Raw genomic sequence first — 24,823 nt, 5'->3', positions numbered from 1 at the left:
GCGCCTCGAGCACCTGCCGCGCGTAGCTCTCGCCGCCTTGGCGCAAATCGCCAACGATGAAGATCGGCGCGCTGGTGTAGCGTGCGATGCGCCGAATGTCGAGGATCAACTGTTCGGCCGGACGCATGGCGATCTTGTCGCGCCCCATGTACTGCCGAAATCCGTCGCGCGAGCCGCCGCAGATAATGCAGTTTTGGGTGCAGCCGCGGCAGGTCATGATCGCGGTGATCGGATAGCTAAACCAGTCGAGGAACGGAATGCCGTCGCGGATGTTCAGGTGCGCCACCGACTGGCTGAACATGTGCAGGTAGTTGTTTGAGGTGTCGTAGACGCCCGCGGGCACGTGGCTCAGCTCGTTGACGCGCAATGCGCCGGTTTGGTCGATCCAGGTCAGGTTGGGGACCCGATCGAGTGGGCGGCCCTTCTCAAGGTTCCACATCAGCTCGCCCAGCGGCTCCTCGGCCGAGTCGCCGCGCACCACGTAGTCCACGCAGTCGTACCCGATCAGCTCTTCGTGGAAGTAGCTCGCGGCAATGCCGCCGAAGATGATCGGCACGCCCGGATGATGTTTGCGGCACAGCCGGGCGATCTCGATCGCGCCGTGACAGTGCGGCAGCCAGTGCAGGTCGATGCCGATGGCGAACGGTTGTTTGAGTTTGCGGATCGCCTCCTCGGCGTCGTACTGGGGCGAGGCAAGCATGCGAAAGGCCAGGTTTTTGATGTGCACATCGTAGCCCATGGTGCTCAGCCGCTCGCTCAGGGCGGTGAATCCCACGGGGTACATCTCGAAGACCTGGGTCGAGGGGACCACGTCCGAGACCGGACCCTGCATGATCGTCCGTTCGCGGAAGTCGTACACGCTGGGCGCGTGCAGCAGATAGACCCTTAAGGCGCACATCGGGGGCTAGACTGGATGATTAATCAATGTTCGTCAATACGGCGCGCAACATCGATTCCGAACCTACTAAGGCGCGCAGAGAACTAGTAAGATCGAGCGCACACACCGACATCGGAGGTCGTTGATGAAGCGTCTGCTGATCGCCCTGGCCCTGGTCGTGATCCTCTCCAGCGCGGCCCACGCGGGCATCGAGGGAACCTACATTTGCAAAGGCACCAATCCCGGCGGGACCGGGACCTATGAGGGCACGGTCTCGATCGTCAAGAACAACGCCAACTACAACGTGACCTGGAACATCGGCGCACAGGTCTACGTGGGCGTGGGAATTCTCGAGGGCGAGCGCTTCTCCGTGGGCTACGCCGACGTCAACCAGGGGTGGTTCGGCGTGGTGGTCTACACGGTCTCGGGCAACAAGCTGCGTGGAGCATGGGCCATGCACGGCGACAATAAGAACGGCACCGAGGAGCTGACCCGCAGGTAAGCCGACCTCGGGCTACAGCGGCGTGTAATCGGCCGGCGACTGGGACGCGCCCAGGTCGAAGCGCAGCCAGTGCGCGTAATCCGGATCAAATCCATCGCTGAAAATCGTATCGGGCACACCGGCGTAGGTCCACTCGGACATTGATTGCTCGTTGACCATGCACAGCAGCACGTCGACCTGCGTGGGCGAGCCGATGTCGGCCAGGGGCACTCGCAGCTCGATGAAATTCCCGCTTTGGAACACATCGCCGGTGAAGTCCCAGACCGCGTCGACCCAGCCATCGAACTGCTGGGCGTTGGCGTAGGAGCCGTCGGCCTTCCAGCGCACGTGGTATGCGGCTGAGAACGGCAGGGTCGGCTGCTGGGTGTTGTACAACACGCCGGTCGTGGCGCCCGGCGATCCGCCGATGTAGAGCAGCAGCCACTTGTCCGACGATCCGCCGCCGATGTCCGCGCCGTCCATGCCGTAGTACAGGTACGAATCGTCCCAGGAAAAGTAGCCGCTGAAATCGACGGTGGTGCTGGCGAAGGTCTCGTCGGCCGTAAAGTCGTTGTTCCCGTCGATCACGATCGTATGCGAGTAGGCGTCGTCGTCATCATCGATATCATCGTCGTCAATGTCGTCATCGTCGATGTCGTCGTCGCCCATATCGTCGTCAGCAGCATCATCATCGTCGGTCAGATCGTCGTCGGACGCGTCGTCGTCGTCGTCATCGTCGTTGGCGCAGGCGGCCAGCGTCAGGGCCGCGACCAGGGCAATTGCGAGCAGCATCCACAGCACGGCGTAGCGTTTCATGGCATCCCCCATCGTTGCTGACGTTAGCGCCGGGCCGGACAGCGGTCAAGGATCAGACCACGCTCCAGGTCCAGCTGATCAGCCGCGCCGCGTACTCGAACCCGAGCAGTGCTCCGGCCTTGAGAAACTCCCAGGCTTCGCCATAGCCGCCCGCCAAAATCGCCAGCAGCAGCCCGTGGTAGAGCAGCGCAAAAAACGCGATGTAGACCGCGGAGAACAGCACCCCGTGACGCGCCACATCGCTTACGGTCTCGCGGCCGTCCACGCCCACAAAGCGCCGATAACGGAACGCCTCCCAGGTCTCGCCCAGAGTGGTCAGGGTGTGAAAGCCCAGGGTCAGGCCGATGGCCACGTCCACAAAGATCCGCGCGTCGGCCGTGAACAGCGGCCGCAGCAGCACCAACGCCACGCTGAAGGTGGGGAACACGTAGGGCGCCATGCTGATCGCCACGTCGCCGACCTTGCCGCCGAATCCGCCCTCGTGAACCACCTGGCCTCCGGCGCGCGAGGTGGCGACAAAGCTGCGGATGCGCCGCAGAAACAACAGGCCGAACAGCGCGTGGGTCAGCTCGTGCTCAAAGGTCAGCAGCCCGTGCCAACGCCGCACAGCCAGCAAGTGCAACGGCAAGTAGGCCGCCAATCCGACAGCCACCCATTGCAACGCATGGGGCTGGGCCGCACACGCCAGGCACTCGCGCACAAAGGCCGCGGCAACCCCGGGCAGCCATAACAACAGGACAACAGTGACGATCAGCGACAACATCGGCCGCCATGATAGACGATCTGCTCGCAATCATGGGCCCGATTCCTACTCTTTTGGGAGTTCCTGTTCTTCAATCTGTTCGATGCAGCCGTATTCAGCGCCGAGCACGATCTGTTGGTTGTCGTCAATCTGTATAGTGATTGCCTGATCGCCGCCGGTCTCCCTCCTCTGCAATTCTGCGTCAATGGCTCGAATTGTGGCAACTCGTCGGCGGTCAACGTCCCGTGCCCTGTCCGCCAGGGAGTCGAAATTCTTTACTGCAACATACGATGCCGGGGCGAGCAGTATTTCCAACCTGTCAAATGCCGTCAACAGCAGAGATTCCTGGACTGTGACAGTTTCCCCTTGGGCTCCGTCGTCGATCCACTCTTGATATTCATCGATAAAATCGCTGAGCATTTTGATAAAAACCAGCCTCTCCCGTTTTACCGAAGACTCCGGCCAAAACCGATCGGCAATGGTCGACAACAGTTGATTTTCAATATAGATACCGATACCGATCGTGATCTTTTGCTCTATCAATAGATCCATGTGCCGCACAAACGTCACAATCTCCATTTTATTACAATTGATGATTGACTGCTTGGCGTCAGGGAACTCTTCCAACGCTTTTTTAATCGTCCGCAGATCGTCGGACGTCAGAGCGGGCAACAAATAGACCAATGTCCGATTTAATTTCGTCTGGCTATAGAAACCGATGATCAGCGAAATACCAGACGGCGTGTCGAATAGACCTTGGACAAATTGCATGTTGAGCAAAATGCGCTCGGCCGCATCATGAGGCCTGGAACGTAAACCATCGAGCAGCGCCGCTTCCATTTGCCACTGGAACAGACCGCGGGATTCGACCAATAGATCGTCAAAATATTCGAATAAAGCCTCATGATGCAGGACAAAGCCGTCGGCCATAATCTCACGATACTGTTGGTCGTACGTATCGAGCCGATCAATCTGCTGCTGATGCTCGTAAATAAACGCAGCTACCAGCCTACAATCTCCTTCCAGAGCTTTCCGGCAAACAGGAATGGGATCAGGGTCTTCAGCGTACAACTCCTTCAGCGAATTGAAGGCCTGATGGTCCTCAACGGTCCGGGCCTCGATCTGTTGCACGAACGGCTCGTACTCCAGATACTTGGCCTGCAAATACTGCTCATCCAGAAGTTCGCCATTGAAATGCGACAGGCGATAATTCAGGTACAGTGCGGCGCTGATCAATAATACCAGGATTATCGCTGCCAAGCCCAGAAGTATCTTTTTCCACATCGAATCAATCCTGCTTGACGATATGAACCATATTAATCACCCTGAAGCTCCGGTTCATTAATAGACTCGATACATCCATATTCAGCGCCGAGCACGATCTGTTGGTTATCGTCAACCTGTATAGTGATTGCCTGATCGCCGCCGGTCTCCCTTCTTTGCAATTCTGCGTCAATGGCCTGGATCACCGCCTCTCGCATGAGCTGCACATCGTGGGGTCTTTGTATTAAGCTATCAATATTCATTATGCCGATATAGGACATCGGAGCAAGAAAGGGCTCTAAAATATCGGTGGTACTTTTCAGATAATTATCAGCGCACAACGTGGGGTCGCCACGGCCTCCGTCGGCGATCCACTGCTGGCAACTCTGGATGATATCGATTGTTAGTTTGGTTATAACAAATTTTTCTCGTTGCGCCAGAAGCCTCAGCCAAATACTATCGATAATACGCCCCAACAGCCTCCTGCCCGCAGGAAGTTCATTTACAAAGTCCGGCAACTTCATATCCGGGTGCATAAGTTCTTGCATACTGCTTCCCCGTCGTAGTCCTTGTATCACGCTATGCTGCTGTGTAAACTCTGCCAATCGTAATTGCTCTACAACCTCAATTTTCAGAGTTTCCAGATACGCCAGCCTGGCGTCTGGTATGTTTACCAGCACCTGCTTGATCTGCGGTAGATAATCGCTCGGCAATATGGGCAATAGATAAACGATTGCCTGATTTAATCGATGTTCAAAATAAACCCCCAACATCATAGCAATGGTTGACTTCGTATCGTAGAGTCCCTCTACGAACTTGGAATTCAACAACAACCGCTGAGCAGCTTCTGCATTCTGACCACCCATCCCCTCACTCAACGCAGTCATCAACTGCAATAAAAACAGATCACGACTGACAAAAAGGACCTCATCTCCCTGGAAGATGGTTGCCTCCTTGTAATAGACAAATCCGTCGGCCATGATCTGCTGATATTGTTCGTCGTACTTTTTCAATTGCTCGAGCTGCGGTCTGTGCTCGGCGATCTGCGCAGCGATTAATTCACAATCGTGGTCAAAAACTTTCACCCTAGTAAAAAAATAGTTAGGGTCGGCCCTGTACTGTTTTACAAGCTCGTCAAGTGCCGATTGATCAGCCGGAGAACGCGACTCCAACTCAGCCGCCAACTGCTCGAACTCCAGATACTTGGCCTGTAAATACTGCTCGTCTAGCAATTCGCCTTTGAAGCGCTGCATGCGGTAGTTCAGGTACAGCGCGGCGCTGACAAGCAGAATCAGCACCAAGGCCAACAAACCAAGTAATACTTTTTTCCACATGCAACAGCCCCTCAGCAGAGGATCAGACTCGTCTGGCAATAATATACGCCCAACCCGGGTAAATATTCACTGAAAAACAGCGTAGTAATAATTATTCCGTCGGCTCAATGCATCCATGCTCGGGTCCGAGCACGATCTGCTCGTCCTCGTCGTAGGGGAGCGTGACGGTCTGCGCGGGGCCCAAGTTGCGGCGATCGAGCTCGGCGTCAAGTGCGTTGATCAACGCCACCAGCTCGCTCAAACTCGGGGCGTGGTTCGATTACCTGATTAAATACGTGATGCCGCTAATCCTGATCAGCATTTTGGGCTTCGGCGTGCTCTCGGAACTGCGCGAGAACATCTTCAAGGGCGGCCTCTACGGATTCAAGCTGGTGAGCGAACAGTGGTCGTTCCTGCCGCTGCTGTGCCTGATTGTCTGGCTAACGATAAGCACCGGCGCGGCGCTTACCCTCTGTCGCATGCCGGGCAAAGGGCACAGCGGGGGGATCAAGCTATCAGCAGAGCGCTAATTGCGAGCGTCGCGATCCTGGTCCTCTGCCTGTACGGCTCGAGCCTGGCGGGCGTTGAGCTGGAAAACGGCCGCGCGGTCTACGACCAATCGAATACGCTGATCGTCACCCAGGATGACGCGCCCGCGGCCGGACGCGAACTGGGCGCGGTGTACTACCCCAACAGCGCCGTGGCCACGGAGCCGCAGTCGATCGGCTCCACGGACCAGGCCGGTCGATTGCAATGGATTCCGCTGCATCCGGGCATGGCCTCGGTCGGATTTCTGCAGACCGACGACCAGGGCAACTCGAGCATCAGCGCCGCTAAGACGATCAGCGTGCGCTTCAACGGCCTTCCGACTTTGGGCCTGGTCGTCTTCCTGGTGGCGTTCGTGATGCTCTTCGGCGGCATCGGCCTGGGCGTATACCACATTTTCACCAACGAACAGATCAACGAGCCGCCGCTGGACACCTAAGCCCGAGCAGATCGCAGTTGCACGATTTTTTGCACTACAATCAACATCATAGGTGTAATTAAACGTTTGGGGGTTGCTTTTGCTTTTATCAATCCCGCTGCCCTTTGATACGAACTTAATACAAACCAAATGCAAATAACTACTTACAGCTAATAGACAAATCACGGGCATAGCGTAATATGTGCCGCTTCGTAGGCGGAAACGCCTGCGTTCAGTGAACCGGGCTCTTACCGGGAGCCGGGAAGGAAGCAACATCGTGGTAAAGCGACCTCTGAGACTGCGCAAGCTCAGCGTGGACGAGATCGGCATCGCCCGACAAAACCAGATCGTGATGTTCTCGACATCGCCCGACCCCTACGTCACCATCGTGGTCAATGTGGACGCCGGTCCCCTGCGCAACCTGGTCAACGCCCGACGCGAGAGCAGCGGCAGGCCGATCACCATGGTCCACGCCTTTAACAAGCTGTTGGCCATGTGCTTTGTCGAGCACCCCGAGTACAACTGTGTTGTGCTCGACCGCAAGATGTACGAGCTGGAGACGATCACGATCTCCAATCCGTTCCTGCTGCCCGGCGACGAACGCGCCCTGACAATGCTGCTGATGGACGACCCGCAGACCAAGTCGCTGGAACAGATCTTTGATGAGATGGAACTGCTCAAGCAACTCAAACGCGCCGAGTACGACGAACTGGGTCAAATGCGCGTCGGCCTGGTGCCCAAGCTCTACCTCCGTTCCGGCCTGTACCGCGTGATCAGCGAAAAGCGCCAGTTCAAGATTGTCTACGAACGCAACCTGACTACCAACCTGGTGCTCTCCAAGGCCAACAATGTGGACACGAACAACTTCCTGGCCACCAAGGGCGCGATGCAGATTTTGCGCACTTTCTCGCGCTTCTTCCTGCACAGCATCATGGACCAGCCGCAGGTCGTCGACGGCAATCTGACAGTCGGGCAGGTGATCCCGCTGTCGATGATGCTCGATCACCGGCTGGTGGACGGCGCCCACGTCAACGCCTTTGTGCGCTCGATAAACCGGATCGCCGCCGAGCCGGAGAAGTATCTTTAGCCTGCACTATCGATCAAGCTCCTGCTGCGGCGCGTAAAGTCGTCCGTCGCTAAAAAAAATATCAATATCTGATATAGAAGGTTTATCGCCGTAGGCAAAGGCGCTAATATTATGGGCTGTGTATTAATAACCGCGGCTGGATAAGGAGATCGGGCATGAAGAATATCGAGATGCAGTTGGAAGGCGCCATCCTGACCATCAAGGTGGACCTGAGCAAGGAGTTCGGGACCTCGGCTTCGGGCAAGTCGATCATCATCGCCACCACCGAGGGCAATATGTCGGTCCCGGGTGCCGAGGAGAAGAAGATCGGGCTCAACATCTACCGCAAGAAACCAGCCGGCTGATCGCTTAAAACCGGCAACATTCGCAAGTCCCATAGGGGCTCCAAGCCTGGGGCTTGCCTGCTATACTGATTGGCAATGAAAAAGCTGCTGATTATCGTCATGCTGCTGGCGCTGTCGGCCTCGAGCGCCCTGGCGCGCGAGTCGTTCGAGACCAGGCATCGGATCTCGATCCGCATCGGCTATCACAACTGGTTCCCGGACACCACCGAAACTGAAGGCACCCGGCCCGACGACGATGGCGTGGTCGAGGATGGCGAGTGGGAATATATCTGGGACCAGGCCTACCGCATCCAGGACTTTGACAGCGCCACCCTCGAGCTGGGCTACGAGTACCTGTTCCTGCGCTGGTTCGGCCTGGGGCTCGACCTCGGGATTTACGGCAACCAGCGCGAGTACGACTTCAACGTCTCAGGATTCGAGGTCGACTCGCGGATGACGATCAACGTGTTTCACATCGACCTCAACCCGCGCTTCCACTGGCAGACCGGCCGGACCGACCTCTACGGCGGACCGCTGCTGGGCCTCTACACGGCCAGCGCCGAGTTTGTCGCCGACGTGGACTACGGGCCGTACTCGGCCAAGTTCGACGATTCGGAGCGCGGCGACGGGTTCGGCTGGGGCCTGATGGCCGGATTCGAGGTGCGGCTCAATAAGCACTTCGGCGTGGCCCTGGAAGACCGCCTGAGCTTCGCAGTTATCGACGAGTTCAAACCCGACGACGAGGGCCCGCTCAACGCCGGCGGCAACGTGCTCACGCTCAGCGGCGTGGTGCATTTCTAGTCTGTCGGGCAGCCTTTGCTAGCTCTTAAGCTTAAGGTGTGCCTGTTCCCAATTCCATCCTTCAGCGGCGAGATTATCCCAAAGCTCACGAATCAACTGTGAAACATACGGTTCGTCCCGCATCATGTCTTGAATAATAGGTTGATGCTCAGCCAGCAGTAACTTCAACAACGGCAAGTAGTGTTGCTCATATGCCACTTTTTCGAGCAAGCCTCTTTTCGCGGCATAAATCACTTCATTACAAAAGCCTAAAGCCATCTCCACATAGCTGTAATATATTACCCATTCCTGATCCTTTTCATCTTTCTGCTCATATATTCGCCTAAAACAATCGGAGTCCCATTGAAAACCCTGTGATAGTATTTTGGGATGGGTTGGCCTGAAATTCATCAGCGAATAGTATTTTTTATGTATAATTTCGTGGGCTTCTGCCCTTCTATGTCTTCTGTTTAACATCCACCCCAAAAATGCAAAGCATGCTGAGAACAATGCGCCAACTATCGATAGTATTGGTATAACCCATCCCATTACATTTCCTTTTTATAAAAGTTCTTCAATTAATATCATAAATAATTAAATGAGTCGCCTTACACGCGTGATGGCTCTTGGATTTTTACAGCTCCCTACGACCTGGGACGGTGGTCAATGCTCATCAAGCGCATCATCCTATCCATGGTCTTTTCCCTGGGTTTGGGAAGCCTCGGCGGCCCTGGGCTCCTACTACGATACAGTGTGGAAATCAGCCCTGTACAGGGAGGATGCCCGGGGGCATTGGACATCGTGGATTGGCGGCGCTAATCTATGCCCCCATGATCGGCAAGACCCTGACCAAGATTTTCGGCAGCAAGAACGACCGCGAGCTGAAACGCATCCAACCACTGGTGGAGCGCATCAACCAGTTTGAGGAGCGGGCCCGGGCTGCGTCTGACGCGGAATTGGTCGGCCGAACCGCCGAGTTCAAGGGACGGCTGGAAAACGGCGAGTCGCTGGACGAGCTGCTGCCCGAGGCGTTTGCCACGGTGCGCGATGCTGCGCGGCGCACTCTGGGCCAGCGTCCGTTCGACGTGCAGTTGATCGGCGGCATCGCCCTGCACGAGGGCAAGATCGCCGAGATGATAACCGGCGAGGGCAAGACCTTGGCCGCGACCATGCCGATCTACCTCAACGCCCTCACCGACCGCGGCGTACATCTGGTCACGGTCAACGACTACCTGGCCAGACGCGACGCCGAATGGATGGGCACGATCTACCGCTTCCTCGGGCTCGACGTGGGGTACGTCGTCCACGGCATGGACGAGGGGGATCGCCAAAAGGCCTATCGCGCCGACGTGACCTACGGCCAGAACAACGAGTTCGGTTTCGACTACCTGCGCGACAACATGAAGCACGACCCGTCGCAGTGGGCGCAGCGCGATCTGCACTACGCGATCGTCGACGAGGTCGATTCGATTTTGGTCGATGAGGCGCGCACGCCGTTGATCATCTCCGGACCCACCGACGACTCGCCCGACGAGTACTACCGCGTGGACAAGGTGGCCAAGCTGCTCAAAGCCGAAGAGCACTACACCGTCGACGAGAAGGCGCGTAGCGCGATGCTCACCGACGAGGGGATCAGCTTTGTCGAGGAACGGCTGGCGCTGGAAAACATCTACGACCCGGGCAGCGCCCATCTGCTGCACATGATCGAGCAGTCGCTCAAGGCCTACAGCGTGTTCGAGCGCGACGTGCACTACGTGGTCAAGCAGGGCAAGGTGATCATCGTCGACGAGTTCACCGGCCGGATGATGGACGGCCGCCGCTTCTCCGACCGCCTGCACCAGGCGCTCGAGGCCAAGGAGGGCGTGCCGATCGAGTCGGAGAACCAGACCCTGGCCACGGTTACTTTCCAGAACTACTTCCGCATGTACGACAAGCTCGCCGGGATGACCGGCACCGCCGACACCGAGGCCGTCGAGTTTAAGAAGATCTACGACCTAGACGTGCTGGTGATCCCCAGCAACGTGCCGATGATCCGCGACGACCGCTCCGACATGGTCTATAAGACCGAGAAGGCCAAGTTCAAGGCGGTGATCGAGGATATCGTCGACTGCCACGAGCGCGGTCAGCCGGTGCTGGTCGGCACGGTGAGCATCGAGAAGAGCGAGCGGCTGAGCAAACTGCTCAAGGTGCGGCGCATCCCGCACCACGTGCTCAACGCCAAGCAGCATGAGCGCGAGGCCGAGATCGTGACCCAGGCCGGACGATTCGGCGCGGTGACGATCTCGACCAACATGGCCGGCCGCGGCACCGACATCAAGCTCGGCGGCAATCCCGAGGGCATTGCGCTGCTCAAGGCCGACCCCGACGAGGCGCCCGAGGAATACGCCCAGGCCCTGGCCGAAGCCCAGACCGCCAGCGCCGAGGAGAAGAAGAAGGTTATCCAGTCCGACGGTCTGCACATTTTGGGCACCGAGCGTCACGAGAGTCGCCGGATCGACAACCAGCTGCGTGGCCGCTCGGGACGCCAGGGCGATCCGGGCTCCAGCCGCTTCTACCTCAGCCTCGAGGACGACCTGATGCGGATCTTCGGTGCGGACCGCATGCCGCAGCTTGCGCTGAACCAGATCCCGGACGATATGCCGATCGAAAGCAACATGGTCAGCAAGATGATCGAGGGCGCCCAGCGCAAGGTCGAGGGGCACCATTTCGACATCCGCAAGCATTTGCTCGAATACGACGACGTGATGAACATGCAACGCGAGGTGGTCTACGGCAAACGCCGCGAGGTGCTGACCTCCGACAACCTCGACGACGAGGGTCTGCGGCTGCTGCGCGGCGCGGCCCAGCGGCTGACCGCCGAGCACGCCGGGCCCAAGCAGTTCCCCGAAGATTGGGACCGCGCGGGGCTTAGCGACGAACTAAAACGGCGATTCGGCTGCGAGCTGGTCTGCGACGAGGATACCTGGTCCTCGCTGACCTACGAGGGACTCGAGGAGATGGTCCATCAGACCACGGTGGAGTCCCTTGAGCGCAAGGCCGAGGAGTACGGCCCCAAGACGATGCTCAGACTCGAACGCCTGGTGCTGCTCTCGGTGATCGACCGCCACTGGAAACAGTTCCTGCGCTCGATGGACGACCTCAAGGGCGGCATCGGCCTGGTGGGCTACGCCCAGCGCAATCCGCTGAGCGAGTTCAAGCGCGAGGGCTACGACATGTTCGAAAACATGATGGAGCGCGTGGACGACGACGCGGCCGCCGCGCTGTTGACCGTCCGGATGCGCACTCCCGAGGAGGTCGAGGCCGATCGCGCCAGGCAGCGACGCCGGACGCCGATCAATTTCAGCCGCGACATGCTGCCGGGCATGCCTATGCCCCAGGCCATGAACGCAGCCGATCAGGCGCGTCCCCAGTCCGAACCGCAACAGGAGCGGCAGCAGACGGTGCGGCGCGCCACGCCCAAAGTTGGAAGAAACGACCCCTGCCCCTGCGGCTCGGGCAAAAAATATAAAAAGTGCTGTGGAGCATAAGCATATGGACATCATCGCATCAGCACGTGCCGCCGGCCTCGAGAGCCTGACCGAGCACGACGCCAAGAAATTGATCAAAGCCTACGACGTCCCGATCACACCCGAACAAGTGGTCCAGGACGCTGACGCGGCCCTGGCCGCGGCCCAACAGATCGGCTATCCGGTGGCGCTCAAGGCCACGGGGGCCAAGCTGTTGCACAAGACCGAGCACAAGGCGATCCGCCTGGGGATCGACGACGACGACGAGCTGCGGCAGGCGGCCGACGAGCTGCTGGCCGCTGATATCCCCGGCCGCGAGGGGCTGCTGGTGCAAAAGATGATCGGCGAGGGCCGCGAGCTGCTGGTCGGCATGACCCGCGATCCGCAGTTCGGGCCGGTTGTGGCCTTCGGCCTGGGCGGCGTGTTCACCGAGATCCTCAAGGACGTGGCGTTGCGCGTCGCGCCGCTGGACAAGGTCGACGCCCTGGAGATGATCGACCAGATCCGCGGTCGCAAGATCCTCGACGAGTTCCGCGGCATGCCCGCGGTGGACCGCGATCGGCTGGCGCAGATCCTGATCAACGTCGGCACCCTGGCCCTAGAGCTGCCCGATGTGGCCGAGCTCGACATCAATCCGCTGATGATCGGCCCCGAGGGCCCGCTGGCCGTCGACGCCCTGGTACGGCTCACGCCCCAAGCGACTGACGAATAATGGACTCGCCGATCAGACGCATCCTGCATCCGCAGGCCGTGGCATTCGTCGGCGCGAACAACAACGTCACCACCATGGGCACGGCCCAGATGGGGAACATCGTCGACGGTGGTTTCCCCGGTCGGCTGTACCCGATCCACCCGCGGCTGGACCAGGTGCTGGGGGTCAAGGCCTACCGCTCCCTGGACGAGCTGCCCGAGGTTCCGGATCTGCTGGTGCTGGTGGTGCGCAACGAGCAGGTGATCGAGCTGCTCGACCAGGCGGGACGCCTGGGAACCAAGCACGCGGTGGTGATCTCCGGCGGATTCGCCGAGGGCGACGATGCGGGCCAGGAGCTGCAGCGCAAGCTGATCAGCGTGATCCGCAGCCACGGCATCCGCATGATCGGGCCCAACTGCATCGGCGTGCTCGAAACGCGCCACCCGTTCAACTTCACCTACTTCCCCTACAACGTGCAGCCCGGGCTCGTGGGCCTGGCCAGCCACTCGGGGACCTACCTCACGCACTCTTTCCCGCTGCTGCGGCGCCTCGACGTCGGGCTCAGCGCCGGGCTGAGCCTGGGCAACGAGGCTGACCTGGACATGGTCGACGCCCTGGAATATTTCGAGCACGACCCGCACACCAAGGCCGTGGCGCTCTACATCGAGGGCTTCCGCCGCGGACGCGCGTTCCTCAAGGCCGCGCGCCGTTTGGCGCTGAAAAAGCCGGTGGTCGCAATGTACGTCGGCGGCACGCCCAGCGGCCAAAGCGCGGCCGTGGGGCACACTGCCGCAATCACCTCCGATGACCTGCTTATCGACAACATGTTCCGCCAAGCCGGGATCATCCGCGCCCGCGGCCCCGAGGAACTGTACGAGGTCGCCAATTGCCTGGCGCTGATGCCGCCGATGGCCGGGCCGAACATCGGGATCATCACCAACTCCGGCGGGCCCGCGGTCACGGCTGCGGACGAGGCCTGGCGTTGGGGACTGCGCGTGCCGCGTCTCTCCGAGTCGACGATGATCCAGCTGCGCAAGCACATGCCGCAAACCGCGGTGCTGAAAAACCCGGTGGACCTGACGTTCACCGACCGCCACGAACTGCTGCTGGGCCTGCTGCCCGAGCTGCTGCTGGCCGACCCCTTGATCGACGGCCTGCTGATCTACGGCGTGTTCAGCGTCGACTTCTTCGCCACCAGCGCCTCGATTAAAAAACTGGTGCCCGCCGATGTGATCGAAGGGCTGTGGACCGGTCAATCCGAGCTGATCGATAATCTGCGCCGCACAATCGACAGCAACGGCAAGCCGGTGGTCGGCGTGACCATGCTCGACCGCTCGGACCGCGCGATCCGCGCACTGATCGACAAGGACCTGCCGTTCTTCTCCAGCCCCGAACGCGCGGTGCGCGCCTTGGCCGCACTGTATAGCGTTCACCGCTGGCGCGCGCTAAGATCTGGGGCGTGATTCAGCTCTTACACGCCTCCAAGCACTATGGCCCGCGCACGGCAGCCCTGGACGACGTGTCGTTTCACGTACACAAAGGCGAGTTCTGCTGCCTGACCGGCCCCTCGGGCGCGGGCAAGACCACGCTGCTTAAGTTACTCTACGCCGCACAGCAGCCCAGCTCGGGCCAGGTGCTGGTGGGCGGCCGCAACATCTCCAAGCTGCGCTCCTCGTCGATCCCGTTTCTGCGACGCAACCTCGGAATTGTGTTCCAGGACTTCAAACTGATCTCCTCGCGCTCGGTGTTCGACAACATCGCCCTGGGGCTCGAGGTGCTGAGCATACCGCGCGAGCGAATCGAACGTCAGGTGCGCCAGGTGATGGCCCTGGTCGGGATCCAGGCCAAGGAGCGCGCACTGCCCGCGGAACTCAGCGGCGGCGAACAGCAGCGCGTGGCCGTGGCCCGCGCGCTGGTGATCGACCCGACGATCCTGCTCGCGGACGAGCCCACGGGCAACCTCGATCCGGACTACGCCGCACAAATCATGGAGCTGATCCACAAGGCCAATTTACGCGGCACCACCGTGCTGCTGGCAACCCACGACCGCTCGTTGATCGAGAGCTATCCGCGGCGGACCCTGACCCTCGAGCGCGGCAAGCTGCGCCTGGACTCGGCCTTGCGGGGCGCACGCTGATGGCGATGCTGCGCATCCTGCTGAGCAGGGCGCTGGCCAACATCCGCTCGCGTCCCGGGCTGAACCTCTCGTCCGCGGCGGTGATCGCCGTGGGCCTGGTGCTGCTCGGATCGTTCTGGATCGCCGTGTCGAACATGCGCAGCCTGGCTGGCGGCTGGATCGAACAGGTCGACCTGATCTGCTTCATGCGCGACGACGCGGACCCGGACATGGTGCTCGGGCTTTACGACGAGGTCTCCAGCTGGCCCGAGGTCAAGAGCGTGGACTACGTCACCAAGCAGCAGGCCCTGGACGACCTGCGCCGCCGTCTGGGCGACTACGTGACGTTTCTCGACGATCTGGACGAAAACCCGCTGAGCGACCTGCTGGAAATCGAGACCGGCGATCTCGAGCCGGAATTAATCGCGCAGCTCGAACAGCGACTCTATCAGCGACCGATCGTCGACGAGGTCTATCGCGGCGGCGACTGGATCGGCAGGCTGGAGCGCGTGCTGGGCTGGATCACCGCCGCGGGCACGATCGTCGGACTGTTCCTGGCCCTGGCCGTGGCGTTGATCGGCGCGAACACGATCAAGCTTACGCTCAGCGCCCGGCGCGACGAGATCGAGATCGCACTGCTGGTGGGCGCCACGCGCGCCTTTGTGCTGGTGCCGTTCTACATCGAGGGCGCACTGCTTGGATTGATCGGCGGAGTTGTGGCGGCCGCAACGCTGCTGCCGCTGTCGAGTTGGGTCGTGATCAGAATCGGATTGCAGCCCAGCTTCTGGCTCGGCGGCGCGCAGCTCGAGGCCCTGGGAGCGGGACGCGGCGCGCTGATCGTGGCCGCCGGAGTGGCCCTGGGGCTACTGGGCGCGCTGATCTCTCTGGTCCGCGCCGAACGCTTCCTCCCCCGCCGCTAGCGGCTTTGAGGCGGGGAAAATATTGAATCGATAAATTATAAGCCGACTGCCGAAACGACCTACTCCGCCTGTTCGTATATGACACCCAGGATTAGCCTTGCCGACTGTAACGATGGAATCATGCTAAATCCGTCTTGATCTTCTTCTGTGACAATCAGCTTGGATTCGCCATGTACACCGATCGGCTCAAAGAACCGCACATGACTTGCCCCAGAAAGCGTGTTCCCGATGCGCTTTAAATAATTGCCTTCCGATGTGCTGATCGCAACGATGCGGCCTTTGAGATCTGCCAGTTGATCCGGTGAAACCACCTTTCCTCCGAGCAACCATTGTCCGTCTAATGCCAATGGTGAGGCGCTGTCTCCAGAAACTCGAAAAACCAGATCCACACGCTCCAAAATAGGTGAATACTCCTCTAACACTGCTTCTCCACGCAACTGAAAGGAAGTCGGTTGGTCATCGAATAGTATTCCTACAACCGGGAGCAACCGCACTTCCGCTGTCGGAAGGAGCAAGGATGGCAGACGTTTGCGAGGATCTATAGCCTCTGATGTCAACGATACGATCTCGGGCCGACTATCCTGCCTTGCTAACCGTCTAGCATAAATACTATCTCTGTGTAGTGCAATTACCAACGAATCATCTGCTTGCCTTGCGTTATCTGCGCAATCTACGATCGCCTTACAGCCCCTCGCTCCGGCGAATCCGAAGTTATGCGTATTAATATTGTAGACGGCATGGTGATCAAAGGCTTCGAAAGAAAACTCATCACCATTAATAGTCTCATCAGGAATTAGTTCTTGCCCCATAAATGCTGCCAAATCCGAGACTATTGGCACTCTACTTGAGGGAACCCGGACAGGCGTTGGTCCGGAGGGCTGATTTAGAGCAGCAAGGGGTGGATCCCGCAGCATCCATAATTCGCATTGCTCATGTGCCCGATCCACATTACGGTGAACTCGTTTGCACGTTGTTAATATTGTAAAGACATCATTAAATGTGATGGTTTCATTTCTTCCGTGGTGACTTTCATTCATAAGGTCTAGAAATTCACTCCCGCTTGTTAAGGCTTGATCACCAACTAGAATTGTAAAAACCTGTAGATTGAATGGTTCGATGCCGCTTTTTATACGTGAACGAATTGCATCAATCGAATTAGACAAAGATGGACGAGACGGCAACCTCACATATGTACTAGTGAACATATCCGTAAGTTGGTTCTCTAAAAATATACGAAGACAATTCAAGTACTTTTGGGCTGGTTTGTCTTTATTTTTGTTCTCTGGATTTTCAAAAGCTCGCAGCTTGGATTTCACGTCCTCCAATGTTAATCCCAAACTAAGGCAGGAACGAACCCGATTCAAAGGGTGTATGCAGCGGTGATCAACGCAATCCCGGCCGGCCTTAGACTTAATATCCCATGCAAAGTTGTTATTATTCGTAGTCACTACAATTTGTGATTCCTTTTCAACTAAAGTTGCAATGGTTCTTGCCACCCTACGACGATTATGCGGATCAAAAAGTTCCTGAAGCTCGTCCAGTAAAAGAAGCGATAGCCCCCCTCGTTTTTCTAATAAATGTTCTCGAAAGGCTAGAAGAAAAGCCAATAGCGTTGCTCGAAGATCCGACGAGTTGCACACGTGCTCACCTAAAGCATAAGACCCCTCAGATTCCACGCTTACTGCTAGTGCCCCTTTAGCGCTTACACTTGTTTTGGCCAGACATGGTGCGCCTCTAATCGCAGGAAGAAACAGCGCCTTTTTCCATATACGCGTTTGCTCGTCCAGGGTTGACAATAGTGATTGAATCGTACCCTCTACCAACTCGCGTAAGCCTGTTAGTTCCTCGACTGCGATAGCAGCTCTGCGGTAGCGTTCTTTTAGCTGGACAATGCTCTTGCGATCTTCCCACGTGCGTCTTAATTCATCGACATCACGGATGCACTCTTTAAGCGGTTCCGCGTGCTTGACCATCTCGTTAAGTTTCTGCAATTGGCCCAGCAGAAAGCCCGGACTTGTCTCAGCATCTGGGCCATCGGACAACACGAAATGACCAATGGTTTTATTCCACACATCCGAGACAGCCAGAGTATTCGCCATGCCCCATTGTGCAAAGGCTACGGCCTTGCGAATCCGGTCAATCAAGTCGCTCAACTCACTAAAGGGTGTGGCAATGGGTTCGTGTAGTACGCTACGAGGCGGGTCATTGTATCTTGGAAGTCCGGACAAGGATGTCGTTAGGAACTGCTCCGTTGGTGCTCTAAGAGAAGCCAGGATGCCACCGAAAACCGGCCCCTGGAAAAGCTCATCGACAATGCCAGTCCTAATTAAATCAGCAGGTTGGCCGGGAAGATCACGATTGATCTCTTGAACAAGTAAATTGGGCAGCTCGCTTCGGAGTTTGTTTATCGCAGCTTGTTCCCAACGCTTTGGGGACGTCTCCGGAAATTTCTCGGTGCCATCCAGCGACCGGCAAAGATGGTCCGTAATGTCGCGGCCGGTTATCGAATCTATCTTATCCATCAACGCTGTACCGCAAACCGGACATTTATCGGTTCGTCGACGCTCTTCTGGGATATCCTCCATCCAGGCTGCCAGCTTTGCATAGAGGCGCAATCGCTCGGCCTCTTCTACGCGCACAGAGAGCTCAACCAACCGATTGGCGTCCCGCACCAATTCGTCGAGAATGCTCTTTGCTGATGAAAGATCGTCCTCAGTTAGAGTGCTCAGATCAAGCAGTCGACGCATGCTTGCAAGGTGTTGAACGTCCAAGGATCCGATCGCTGGGCCCACTTCATCAGCAAGGCGTCGTCGCGATTCAGCATTAGCTGGGTCGAACGAGTCAGTGAGAATATCCTGTGCAGCGTGGTACGCCACCATTTCTAGTTCTTGGAAGCGGGACTTAAGCGCGACGAGTCGTGCCATCGTGGTCTCTTCGTCCCCGGGCATTGGTATTTCCAACCCAGGACTTATTGCTGGATTATCCTGGGTGCGTTTTTCAAGACGCGATCGCTGATCAGAGAAAGCCCTATCCTTATCAGCAATTCTTGAATCGGCTTCATTGGATAATTTACCAGTAAACCTAACACGCGCACGCCGAGCGTGGTCCGTTAAATCGAGAAGAGGGCTCAACCCCGTTAGTTCGGCTACTGATTCGCCCAAATCGCAAGACTTCCCAAGGTGGATGTATGGGATAAGCCCCGGCATAGCAGTCCCAATGTTGAGCGACATCTGGTCGATGCCCAGATCCTCAATCCCGCTAGTAACAACCTGCACCCGGCCTGCGCTGTTCTGCTTATAGGCGCGGCGTACTACAATCTTTTTCCCGTTTTGCCTCCCAAACGTGAGCTCAACCGATGTATCGAGGCAAATCGGCTCTTGTGATTTCTCTTGAAGAACCTCTGCCGATGGCATTGGCGTTATTGGTCGGACTTCACACTTAATAGCGTCATCGGAGGTCGATGTAACAGAGTTTTCCAGGCTGACCAGCATGCGCTTATCATCAACCGACTCTGGTTCTCGTTGTGATCGGAATACTTTGCCCGTTAACGCCCAGCAGATGGCTGATAGGATTGAAGTTTTCCCTGAACCATTACTACCTTCGATTAAGAGGACCTGCCGGTTGGGATCAAATTCAAATTCGAAATCTTTAGGTGGTTCATTTGGTTTGCCGTAACGGTGAATGCCAGCGAACCGATGCGCCTTCACGGAGAGCAAACGAAATATTGGGCCCTTCGTCCGAGACGGTGCTTCTGGCAAAGGTGGGAGCGTAGGAGGCTGTAGATCGATTGAATCGGCCAGGTCCTTGGCGATATCACTATTGATGTTGCCTGACCAATTCTGGGGGTGCGTTCGATACCAATCGAGTACTGCCCGCGCGGCAGGCGAATTGAGCTGGAAGTCCTGACCGTATTCGTCGGTTATAGCCCGGCCGCTTACTAACTCGTCGAGCAAGGATTCTATCGAATGTCTTGTGATCGAAGTTGGACTAGACATCAAAATCTCCGAACGATTTTTTATCGCACTTCGGAGTCGTTTTCGCTAAATAGCTACGACGGACGGCAGAACAATCATAAGGATGATCACATTATGCAGCGACGGAAAAGAAAAAGCACGGAAAAATTATAGGAAATCTCCCCTAAAAATTGCAACAGAGTTAAGCAGTGTTTTATTTAAATCGCCGCATCAGAGTCGCAGCTCGAAGCCGCGGTCAATCGCTGGGGTCCAGCGGCAGGTCCATGATAAAGCGTGTACGAGCCGGGCACGCTTTGCACCGTCAGCCATCTCTACAAGCGTTCTCAGCGGCATTCGCCCGGGCACTGGAGCACCACGTAGCCGCTGTCAAAGGAGTATTCGAACCAAGTCAGACTGCTGGTCCAGGGCGGATCGACCCGCCACTTGACCTGCCAGCCGCGGTCGAGCAGCAGTTGTTGCTCGTCGGCCAAGTCGATCAGCAGATCAGCTCCCTGCGGCGAATCCTGTACGGTCCAGCCCGGAGGCAGCAGCGGTGCGCCGTGTTCGGGTGAGAACTCGAAATAAACCCGATGGGGCCCGGGGTCAACGTCCCCGATTGCGGCTAACTTGTAGCGCGCGTTGTGCATCAAATTGCAATCCACGCTCAGACCGACCAGCAGGATGTAACAGCAGACCAGGATCACCACGGCTAGGCGCAGCGGCCGCGTAATGCGCGTCGTGCGTTGAATGCGCAACAAGCCCGCACCTGCGGGCACGGCCAGGGCCAGGCCCAAGGGAATCAGGTCGTAGGATTCGATCACCCGCTTGACGCCGATGGTCCAGGGCACGGCGAACATCAACAGCAGCGAGCCGACCAGCGCCACGGCCAACGGCAGCAGGCGCAGCCCCCAACCCGGACGGCGACGTCCGACCAGCCCGACCAGCACCAACAGCAACGCCCCGGGAAACAGCACCTGGCCGCCGAGGATCAGCACGTTGGTGACCTGGCTGGTGTAGTACTCCAGCACAGTACTCTGATACAGGGTGCGGCCGGGCATGGTGGTGTTCAGGTCGGGGCTGGTGTAGCGCGCGAGGCGCAGCATGAAGTGTTGCCAATCGGTGGCGCCGGCCAGTAGGTAGAGTCCCGCGGCGGCCAGGCCGTAGAGCAGCACGCCGAGCAGCAGCCAGGTCGCTGTGGACCAACGCCGCTGTTCGCGGCCGACGTAGAATCCCGCAGCGAGCAGCGGCAACGCCGCCGCGTAGCCGAAGAATGTCTCCTTGGTGCCCAGCAGCAGCCCGGCGCAGACTCCAGCGAGCAGCCACAGCAGCGGGTGGCGGTATCTACCGATCAGTGCAGCGGCGAGCAGCAGGGCCATTGTCCAGAACACGGCCTGGGAATTGACCGACTCGGTTTTAGACCAAAAGATCAGGCCCTCGGCGCAGGCCCCAAGCAGTCCGGCGAAAAGCGCCACGGCCCGGCCGTGGGTCAGCGCCGCAATGGCGATCAGCAACGCCACGCTCAACGCGCCGAGCAGGCTGTTGAACAACCGCTGGGCCACGATCCAATTCCAGTGCCCCGGCCGGTCGGCTCCTAACAAACGCTCGCCCACACGACAGACGTGTCCGGCGATCACCTGGGGCAGCGGGCCGTAGTCGCTGTCGAGTGCTCCCTGCTCCAGGTAGTTCCCCATTTTCAGCGGGTGCGGCATCCAGCTTGGATCGCCGGGCACGCCGTAGTCGATTCCGTAGAGGTTCAGCCCCAGGCTGAGCAACACACAGCAGACGGCGAGCAGCAGGAAACGGCGGCGACCCATACTATTGGACCTGTTGCGTCCCGGATTGCAGCTCAGGGCATTCGCGCCGCCGCTCCATCACCAGGTAACTGATGTTGTAGTTGGGGAACAGGAATCCCAACAGGGAAGGAGTGTCCAGCCGCTGCATCGGGCACCACTGCTCGTCCCCGGAATCCTCGATCGGGAACGGTAGTCGAAGCAGGGATTCTTGCTTGTTGTAGCTATTCAGCTCAACCACCAGCATATCCGCCTGATTGACGTCCTCCACCCGCGACCAATGCTTTGGCAAAGCGGGCTCGCGGTTTTCCCGCTGCACCGCAAAAATTACACTGTGCCGCCGGTCGTCGTCCCGACCGAGCTCCAGCAGATCGTAGCGCGGATTGTAAATCATGTTCAGATTGACCAGCAGACCAAACAGCAGGATCAGGGTATATACCGCCCCGATCCCGGTCCTGGCTGCCCACACGGGCAAACGCCGCCAACCAAAGACCGTGGAAATTCCCAGGGCCACCAACGGCGATAGACACAGCGCCAACGGCAGTACGTCTTGGGGCAGGTTATCGCGCCACAGCAGCAGAATCGACATCAACCAGGTCGTGACGTATGCCAGCAACAACGGCGTCCAGCGTCCGAAGCTCGATCCGCGAATCGAAGCCGCCAGGCCGATTAGGCCGAAGAAATATGAAAATGGGTTGAAAAACAGGCCGCTCAACGCTGTCAGCGGCACTACGAACAGCCAGGTCAACATCTTTTGGCCGATTACTCCCAGCAACTCCAACAGATTCATCACCGGCGCGGGCTCGGACCCCTGTATCGGGCCTAGATAGTGCGAAATACGGACATTGAGCAGCTCGGGTTCCGAGAAGGTGAATTTAAAATAGATCACTACGGCCAGCGCGACGTAGAGCACGGACCACGGCAGACCCTGAAACACGATTCTGCTCAGCGGCCAGTCGTGCCTCCAGCAATTCAGAATATAGACGACGGGGAGTGCGGCAAGTATCCCCCAGTAGGTCTCCTTGGCCGAGATCGTCAGCCCGGCGAGCACCCCACACACGATCCACAACAAGGCCTGAGGGCGCGAGCTCCGCAGCAGATGCACCGCGGCCAGGATCGTCAACATCAACAGCAGCGTCACCAGCGGGTTAACCGATTCGCTCTTGGCCCAGAAAACCACCGCCGGCGCACAGGCACAAATAAATCCGGATTGCAGAGCCACGAGCCTGCTGTGGGTGATCAGAGTGATCAGCATCAGAACCAACACACAGGCAGTGCAGAACAGGATGTTCATCGCGCGAAGGGCAATGATCCAATTCCATTCCCTATATTCCGGATCGTGTACCACGGAGTCGGCGATAAAGCAGGCCAGACGCGCCACGCTGAAGCACAATGGCCCGTAGTGATCCTGGATTGTCAGGCCGTAATTCTCCACGTCGAAAAGCCGGATCGGATTGGCGGTCCACGAGGGCTGGCCGGGCACTCCGAAGTCCATGGCCAGCGAGTTCAGCCCCAAGCTCAACAGCAAAATCAATACTACCGACAGCGCCAAATGGTCGATAAAAAACTTCATCGCAGCGCACCGTCCGCGGGGCGATTTCCACTTTGACCATCAACCGGGGGAACGGCGATATCACCCTGGACGCCTCTGTTCTTGGGCTCCATTATCCAATACGCGATGTTGTAGTTGGGCTCGGGAAGGCGTAGCGGCAAATAGGTGTCGATCTGGTGCGTGATCTCCCAATCGAAAAACAGCGCGCGCGGCTCAAGCAACTCCTCGCGCTGATAGGTCACCAACAAGTCTGCTGATCGCAGGTCCTTAACCTCGGTCCAGTGCTCGGGCAACGCCGGAAAGTCCACATCCCGAAGCTGATGATAGTAGACCTTGCGTGGCTGCGGATCGTCCTGTCCAAGCTCGAGCAGGTCGTAGCGCGGGTTGTAGATCATGTTCAGATCGATCAGCAGGCCGAAGGCCACGATGATAATCCACAGCGCAGCCACTCCCATCTTGCGCACGCCCCGCGGCAGCAATCGGGTATTGCTGAAACGCTCGATGCCGATGGCCACGAGCGGCGTATAGGCCAATGACAGAAACAGCGAGTCTTGGGCATGCAGCTCACGGTAGGTGATCGAGGCCTCCAGCAGCCAGATCGTCAGCAGGGCGATCAGCAGCGGCCCATAACTACGCTCGCCGAACCGGCCGCGCGCCCGCACCAGCCCGACGATCAACAGCGGCATGACCAAAAGAAAAACGAACAGCCCCTGGGAGGCGCCGAACGTCACCTGGATCAACGCCCACACCAGATGCCACAACAGACCGAGCACGACCATCGGCAGCCCGACTTGCGGCGCAATCAACTCGGTCTTGAGCGTGTAGTTGTGCACCCGCGTGGCGAACAGCTCCGGGTCCAGGGCGGTGATCGCCGCGTAAAGCGCCACGGCCACGAGCCCGAAGAGCAGCGAACGGCCGATCCAACTTCGCCATTGGACACCCTGCCCAATGCGAATTTCGTAAAACAGTGCAACTGCGGGCAGGGCCAATCCCACGCCCCAAAACGCTTCCTTGGTGGCCACCGTGGCTCCGGCGAACAGCCCGGCAAACAACCACCAGCGCAGCATCCGCCGTTGCAGGGCCAGAGTGCCGCACAGCAGAAACAGCATCGCCCAGAACAGAACCTGGGGATTGGCCGATTCGGTCTTGGACCAAAATACCAACACGGGCGAACAGGCTCCGATAATCCCTGCTTTAAGCGCGATCGAACGATTAGTGGTGAGCCGCGTCAGCACAATCAAGATCAATACGCAGGCGCTGCACAGCAGCACGTGCAGCGTGCGCTGGGCGATCAGCCAGCGCCAGCCCGTGGGATCAGGCCGTCCCGCGATCAGGTCGGAAACCCGGCAGGCGGCAATGGAAACGCGATAGACCGCCGGGCCGTACCACTCCCAGATGTACGTGCCGTTCTCGATCACCGTGTCCACGCGGATCGAGTTGGAGGTCCAGCTGATCATCCCCGGCACGCCGAAACCGATGCCGAGAAAATTGAGCGCCAGGCTCAGCAGTACGATCAACGCCGCTGCAAGCCAAAAACGCCCGGCAGTAGTGGACCCAAGCTTCGTCATGTCCGTCGAATATTAGCAGTCCGGATCGCACAATACGATGTTCGAGCACGGCTGATCGTTGCCGCCGAGGTCCAACTTGAT

Annotated in this window: 22 protein-coding genes; 11 read left to right on the top strand and 11 right to left on the bottom strand. The window is 58.3% G+C overall.

What is annotated here, in order from left to right; all coding sequences use genetic code 11:
* Positions 1-898: cobalamin-dependent protein (locus tag P9M14_12435; GenBank protein MDP8256549.1), on the bottom strand; the 898-nt coding region annotated here is incomplete at its 3' end.
* Between the two features lie 124 nt (positions 899-1,022).
* Between P9M14_12435 and P9M14_12430 the strand changes: the two genes are divergently transcribed.
* Positions 1,023-1,379, top strand: coding sequence for a hypothetical protein (locus tag P9M14_12430; GenBank protein ID MDP8256548.1), 357 nt, complete (start codon positions 1,023-1,025; stop codon positions 1,377-1,379).
* Between the two features lie 12 nt (positions 1,380-1,391).
* On the opposite strand, the gene P9M14_12425 is transcribed toward P9M14_12430, so the two are convergent.
* From P9M14_12425 to P9M14_12405, 5 genes are all read right to left on the bottom strand, one after another.
* Positions 1,392-2,174, bottom strand: coding sequence for a hypothetical protein (locus P9M14_12425; protein ID MDP8256547.1), 783 nt, complete (start codon positions 2,172-2,174; stop codon positions 1,392-1,394).
* Positions 2,175-2,226: 52 nt separating this feature from the next.
* Positions 2,227-2,937 carry a M50 family metallopeptidase gene (locus tag P9M14_12420; GenBank protein MDP8256546.1) on the bottom strand — a complete coding sequence of 237 codons (711 nt, stop codon included), beginning with the start codon at positions 2,935-2,937 and terminating at the stop codon, positions 2,227-2,229.
* 45 nt (positions 2,938-2,982) lie between these two features.
* The gene (locus P9M14_12415; GenBank protein MDP8256545.1) at positions 2,983-4,200 is read right to left on the bottom strand and encodes a hypothetical protein; all 1,218 of its coding nucleotides are present in this window, start codon (positions 4,198-4,200) and stop codon (positions 2,983-2,985) included.
* Between the two features lie 32 nt (positions 4,201-4,232).
* Positions 4,233-5,513 (bottom strand): hypothetical protein, encoded by a 1,281-nt coding sequence (locus P9M14_12410; protein MDP8256544.1) that lies wholly within the window; start codon positions 5,511-5,513, stop codon positions 4,233-4,235.
* A 91-nt stretch (positions 5,514-5,604) separates the two neighbouring features.
* Positions 5,605-5,736, bottom strand: coding sequence for a hypothetical protein (locus tag P9M14_12405; protein ID MDP8256543.1), 132 nt, complete (start codon positions 5,734-5,736; stop codon positions 5,605-5,607).
* Here P9M14_12405 and P9M14_12400 point away from each other — a divergent pair.
* From P9M14_12400 to P9M14_12380, 5 genes are all read left to right on the top strand, one after another.
* Complete coding sequence (locus P9M14_12400; protein MDP8256542.1) at positions 5,729-6,022, top strand: hypothetical protein; 294 nt, start codon at positions 5,729-5,731, stop codon at positions 6,020-6,022. The two genes, P9M14_12405 and P9M14_12400, sit on opposite strands and share 8 nt — an antisense overlap.
* Positions 5,917-6,477 (top strand): hypothetical protein, encoded by a 561-nt coding sequence (locus P9M14_12395; GenBank protein MDP8256541.1) that lies wholly within the window; start codon positions 5,917-5,919, stop codon positions 6,475-6,477. The genes P9M14_12400 and P9M14_12395 overlap by 106 nt, the downstream gene beginning before the upstream one ends.
* 256 nt (positions 6,478-6,733) lie before the next feature.
* Positions 6,734-7,543, top strand: coding sequence for a 2-oxo acid dehydrogenase subunit E2 (locus P9M14_12390; GenBank protein ID MDP8256540.1), 810 nt, complete (start codon positions 6,734-6,736; stop codon positions 7,541-7,543).
* A gap of 155 nt (positions 7,544-7,698) precedes the next feature.
* Positions 7,699-7,887, top strand: coding sequence for a hypothetical protein (locus tag P9M14_12385; protein MDP8256539.1), 189 nt, complete (start codon positions 7,699-7,701; stop codon positions 7,885-7,887).
* Between the two features lie 75 nt (positions 7,888-7,962).
* Positions 7,963-8,667 (top strand): outer membrane beta-barrel protein, encoded by a 705-nt coding sequence (locus P9M14_12380; protein ID MDP8256538.1) that lies wholly within the window; start codon positions 7,963-7,965, stop codon positions 8,665-8,667.
* A gap of 18 nt (positions 8,668-8,685) precedes the next feature.
* Here P9M14_12380 and P9M14_12375 read toward each other — a convergent pair whose 3' ends face one another.
* Positions 8,686-9,195: a hypothetical protein gene (locus P9M14_12375; GenBank protein ID MDP8256537.1), complete on the bottom strand. Its 510-nt coding sequence runs from the start codon at positions 9,193-9,195 to the stop codon at positions 8,686-8,688.
* A 281-nt stretch (positions 9,196-9,476) separates the two neighbouring features.
* Between P9M14_12375 and secA the strand changes: the two genes are divergently transcribed.
* From secA to P9M14_12350, 5 genes are read left to right on the top strand one after another with little or no spacing between them, the layout of a single operon-like run.
* Complete coding sequence (gene secA / locus P9M14_12370; GenBank protein ID MDP8256536.1) at positions 9,477-12,173, top strand: preprotein translocase subunit SecA; 2,697 nt, start codon at positions 9,477-9,479, stop codon at positions 12,171-12,173.
* A gap of 4 nt (positions 12,174-12,177) precedes the next feature.
* Positions 12,178-12,864, top strand: a complete 687-nt coding sequence (locus P9M14_12365) for an acetate--CoA ligase family protein (GenBank protein ID MDP8256535.1) — start codon at positions 12,178-12,180, stop codon at positions 12,862-12,864.
* Positions 12,864-14,306, top strand: a complete 1,443-nt coding sequence (locus P9M14_12360) for an acetate--CoA ligase family protein (protein MDP8256534.1) — start codon at positions 12,864-12,866, stop codon at positions 14,304-14,306. The genes P9M14_12365 and P9M14_12360 overlap by 1 nt, the downstream gene beginning before the upstream one ends.
* A complete protein-coding gene (ftsE, locus tag P9M14_12355; protein ID MDP8256533.1) occupies positions 14,303-14,980 on the top strand; it encodes a cell division ATP-binding protein FtsE in 678 nt (225 codons plus the stop codon). Before P9M14_12360 ends, ftsE begins: the two co-directional genes overlap by 4 nt.
* A complete protein-coding gene (locus P9M14_12350; protein ID MDP8256532.1) occupies positions 14,980-15,879 on the top strand; it encodes an ABC transporter permease in 900 nt (299 codons plus the stop codon). The genes ftsE and P9M14_12350 overlap by 1 nt, the downstream gene beginning before the upstream one ends.
* 59 nt (positions 15,880-15,938) lie before the next feature.
* Here the strand turns inward: P9M14_12350 and P9M14_12345 are convergent, their stop codons facing one another.
* The 4 genes from P9M14_12345 to P9M14_12330 all read right to left on the bottom strand — a co-directional run bounded on the left by P9M14_12345 (position 15,939) and on the right by P9M14_12330 (position 24,742).
* Complete coding sequence (locus tag P9M14_12345) at positions 15,939-19,874, bottom strand: AAA family ATPase (protein MDP8256531.1); 3,936 nt, start codon at positions 19,872-19,874, stop codon at positions 15,939-15,941.
* A gap of 302 nt (positions 19,875-20,176) precedes the next feature.
* Positions 20,177-21,646, bottom strand: a complete 1,470-nt coding sequence (locus P9M14_12340; GenBank protein ID MDP8256530.1) for a hypothetical protein — start codon at positions 21,644-21,646, stop codon at positions 20,177-20,179.
* Position 21,647: 1 nt separating this feature from the next.
* Positions 21,648-23,195 (bottom strand): DUF2142 domain-containing protein, encoded by a 1,548-nt coding sequence (locus tag P9M14_12335; protein MDP8256529.1) that lies wholly within the window; start codon positions 23,193-23,195, stop codon positions 21,648-21,650.
* Entirely contained in the window at positions 23,192-24,742 is a 1,551-nt protein-coding gene (locus tag P9M14_12330) for a glycosyltransferase family 39 protein (protein ID MDP8256528.1), read from the bottom strand. Before P9M14_12330 ends, P9M14_12335 begins: the two co-directional genes overlap by 4 nt.
* Between the last annotated feature and the right edge of the window lie 81 nt (positions 24,743-24,823).

Source organism: Candidatus Alcyoniella australis, from assembly GCA_030765605.1.
GTDB lineage: Bacteria > Lernaellota > Lernaellaia > JAVCCG01 > Alcyoniellaceae > Alcyoniella > Alcyoniella australis.
Note: the sequence above shows the minus strand (reverse complement) of the source record. Positions and strands in the feature narration are given on the sequence as shown.

What these genes read in the sequence shown, in the direction of transcription:
- secA (MDP8256536.1), top strand. Translation starts at nt 9,477, where the DNA reads ATGATCGGCAAGACCCTGACCAAGATTTTCGGCAGCAAGAACGACCGC.
- P9M14_12330 (MDP8256528.1), bottom strand. Translation starts at nt 24,742, where the DNA reads ATGACGAAGCTTGGGTCCACTACTGCCGGGCGTTTTTGGCTTGCAGCG.
- P9M14_12415 (MDP8256545.1), bottom strand. Translation starts at nt 4,200, where the DNA reads ATGTGGAAAAAGATACTTCTGGGCTTGGCAGCGATAATCCTGGTATTA.
- P9M14_12340 (MDP8256530.1), bottom strand. Translation starts at nt 21,646, where the DNA reads ATGGGTCGCCGCCGTTTCCTGCTGCTCGCCGTCTGCTGTGTGTTGCTC.
- P9M14_12345 (MDP8256531.1), bottom strand. Translation starts at nt 19,874, where the DNA reads ATGTCTAGTCCAACTTCGATCACAAGACATTCGATAGAATCCTTGCTC.
- P9M14_12430 (MDP8256548.1), top strand. Translation starts at nt 1,023, where the DNA reads ATGAAGCGTCTGCTGATCGCCCTGGCCCTGGTCGTGATCCTCTCCAGC.
- P9M14_12365 (MDP8256535.1), top strand. Translation starts at nt 12,178, where the DNA reads ATGGACATCATCGCATCAGCACGTGCCGCCGGCCTCGAGAGCCTGACC.
- P9M14_12425 (MDP8256547.1), bottom strand. Translation starts at nt 2,174, where the DNA reads ATGAAACGCTACGCCGTGCTGTGGATGCTGCTCGCAATTGCCCTGGTC.
- P9M14_12375 (MDP8256537.1), bottom strand. Translation starts at nt 9,195, where the DNA reads ATGGGATGGGTTATACCAATACTATCGATAGTTGGCGCATTGTTCTCA.
- P9M14_12420 (MDP8256546.1), bottom strand. Translation starts at nt 2,937, where the DNA reads ATGTTGTCGCTGATCGTCACTGTTGTCCTGTTGTTATGGCTGCCCGGG.
- P9M14_12385 (MDP8256539.1), top strand. Translation starts at nt 7,699, where the DNA reads ATGAAGAATATCGAGATGCAGTTGGAAGGCGCCATCCTGACCATCAAG.
- P9M14_12350 (MDP8256532.1), top strand. Translation starts at nt 14,980, where the DNA reads ATGGCGATGCTGCGCATCCTGCTGAGCAGGGCGCTGGCCAACATCCGC.
- P9M14_12335 (MDP8256529.1), bottom strand. Translation starts at nt 23,195, where the DNA reads ATGAAGTTTTTTATCGACCATTTGGCGCTGTCGGTAGTATTGATTTTG.
- P9M14_12380 (MDP8256538.1), top strand. Translation starts at nt 7,963, where the DNA reads ATGAAAAAGCTGCTGATTATCGTCATGCTGCTGGCGCTGTCGGCCTCG.
- P9M14_12410 (MDP8256544.1), bottom strand. Translation starts at nt 5,513, where the DNA reads ATGTGGAAAAAAGTATTACTTGGTTTGTTGGCCTTGGTGCTGATTCTG.
- P9M14_12360 (MDP8256534.1), top strand. Translation starts at nt 12,864, where the DNA reads ATGGACTCGCCGATCAGACGCATCCTGCATCCGCAGGCCGTGGCATTC.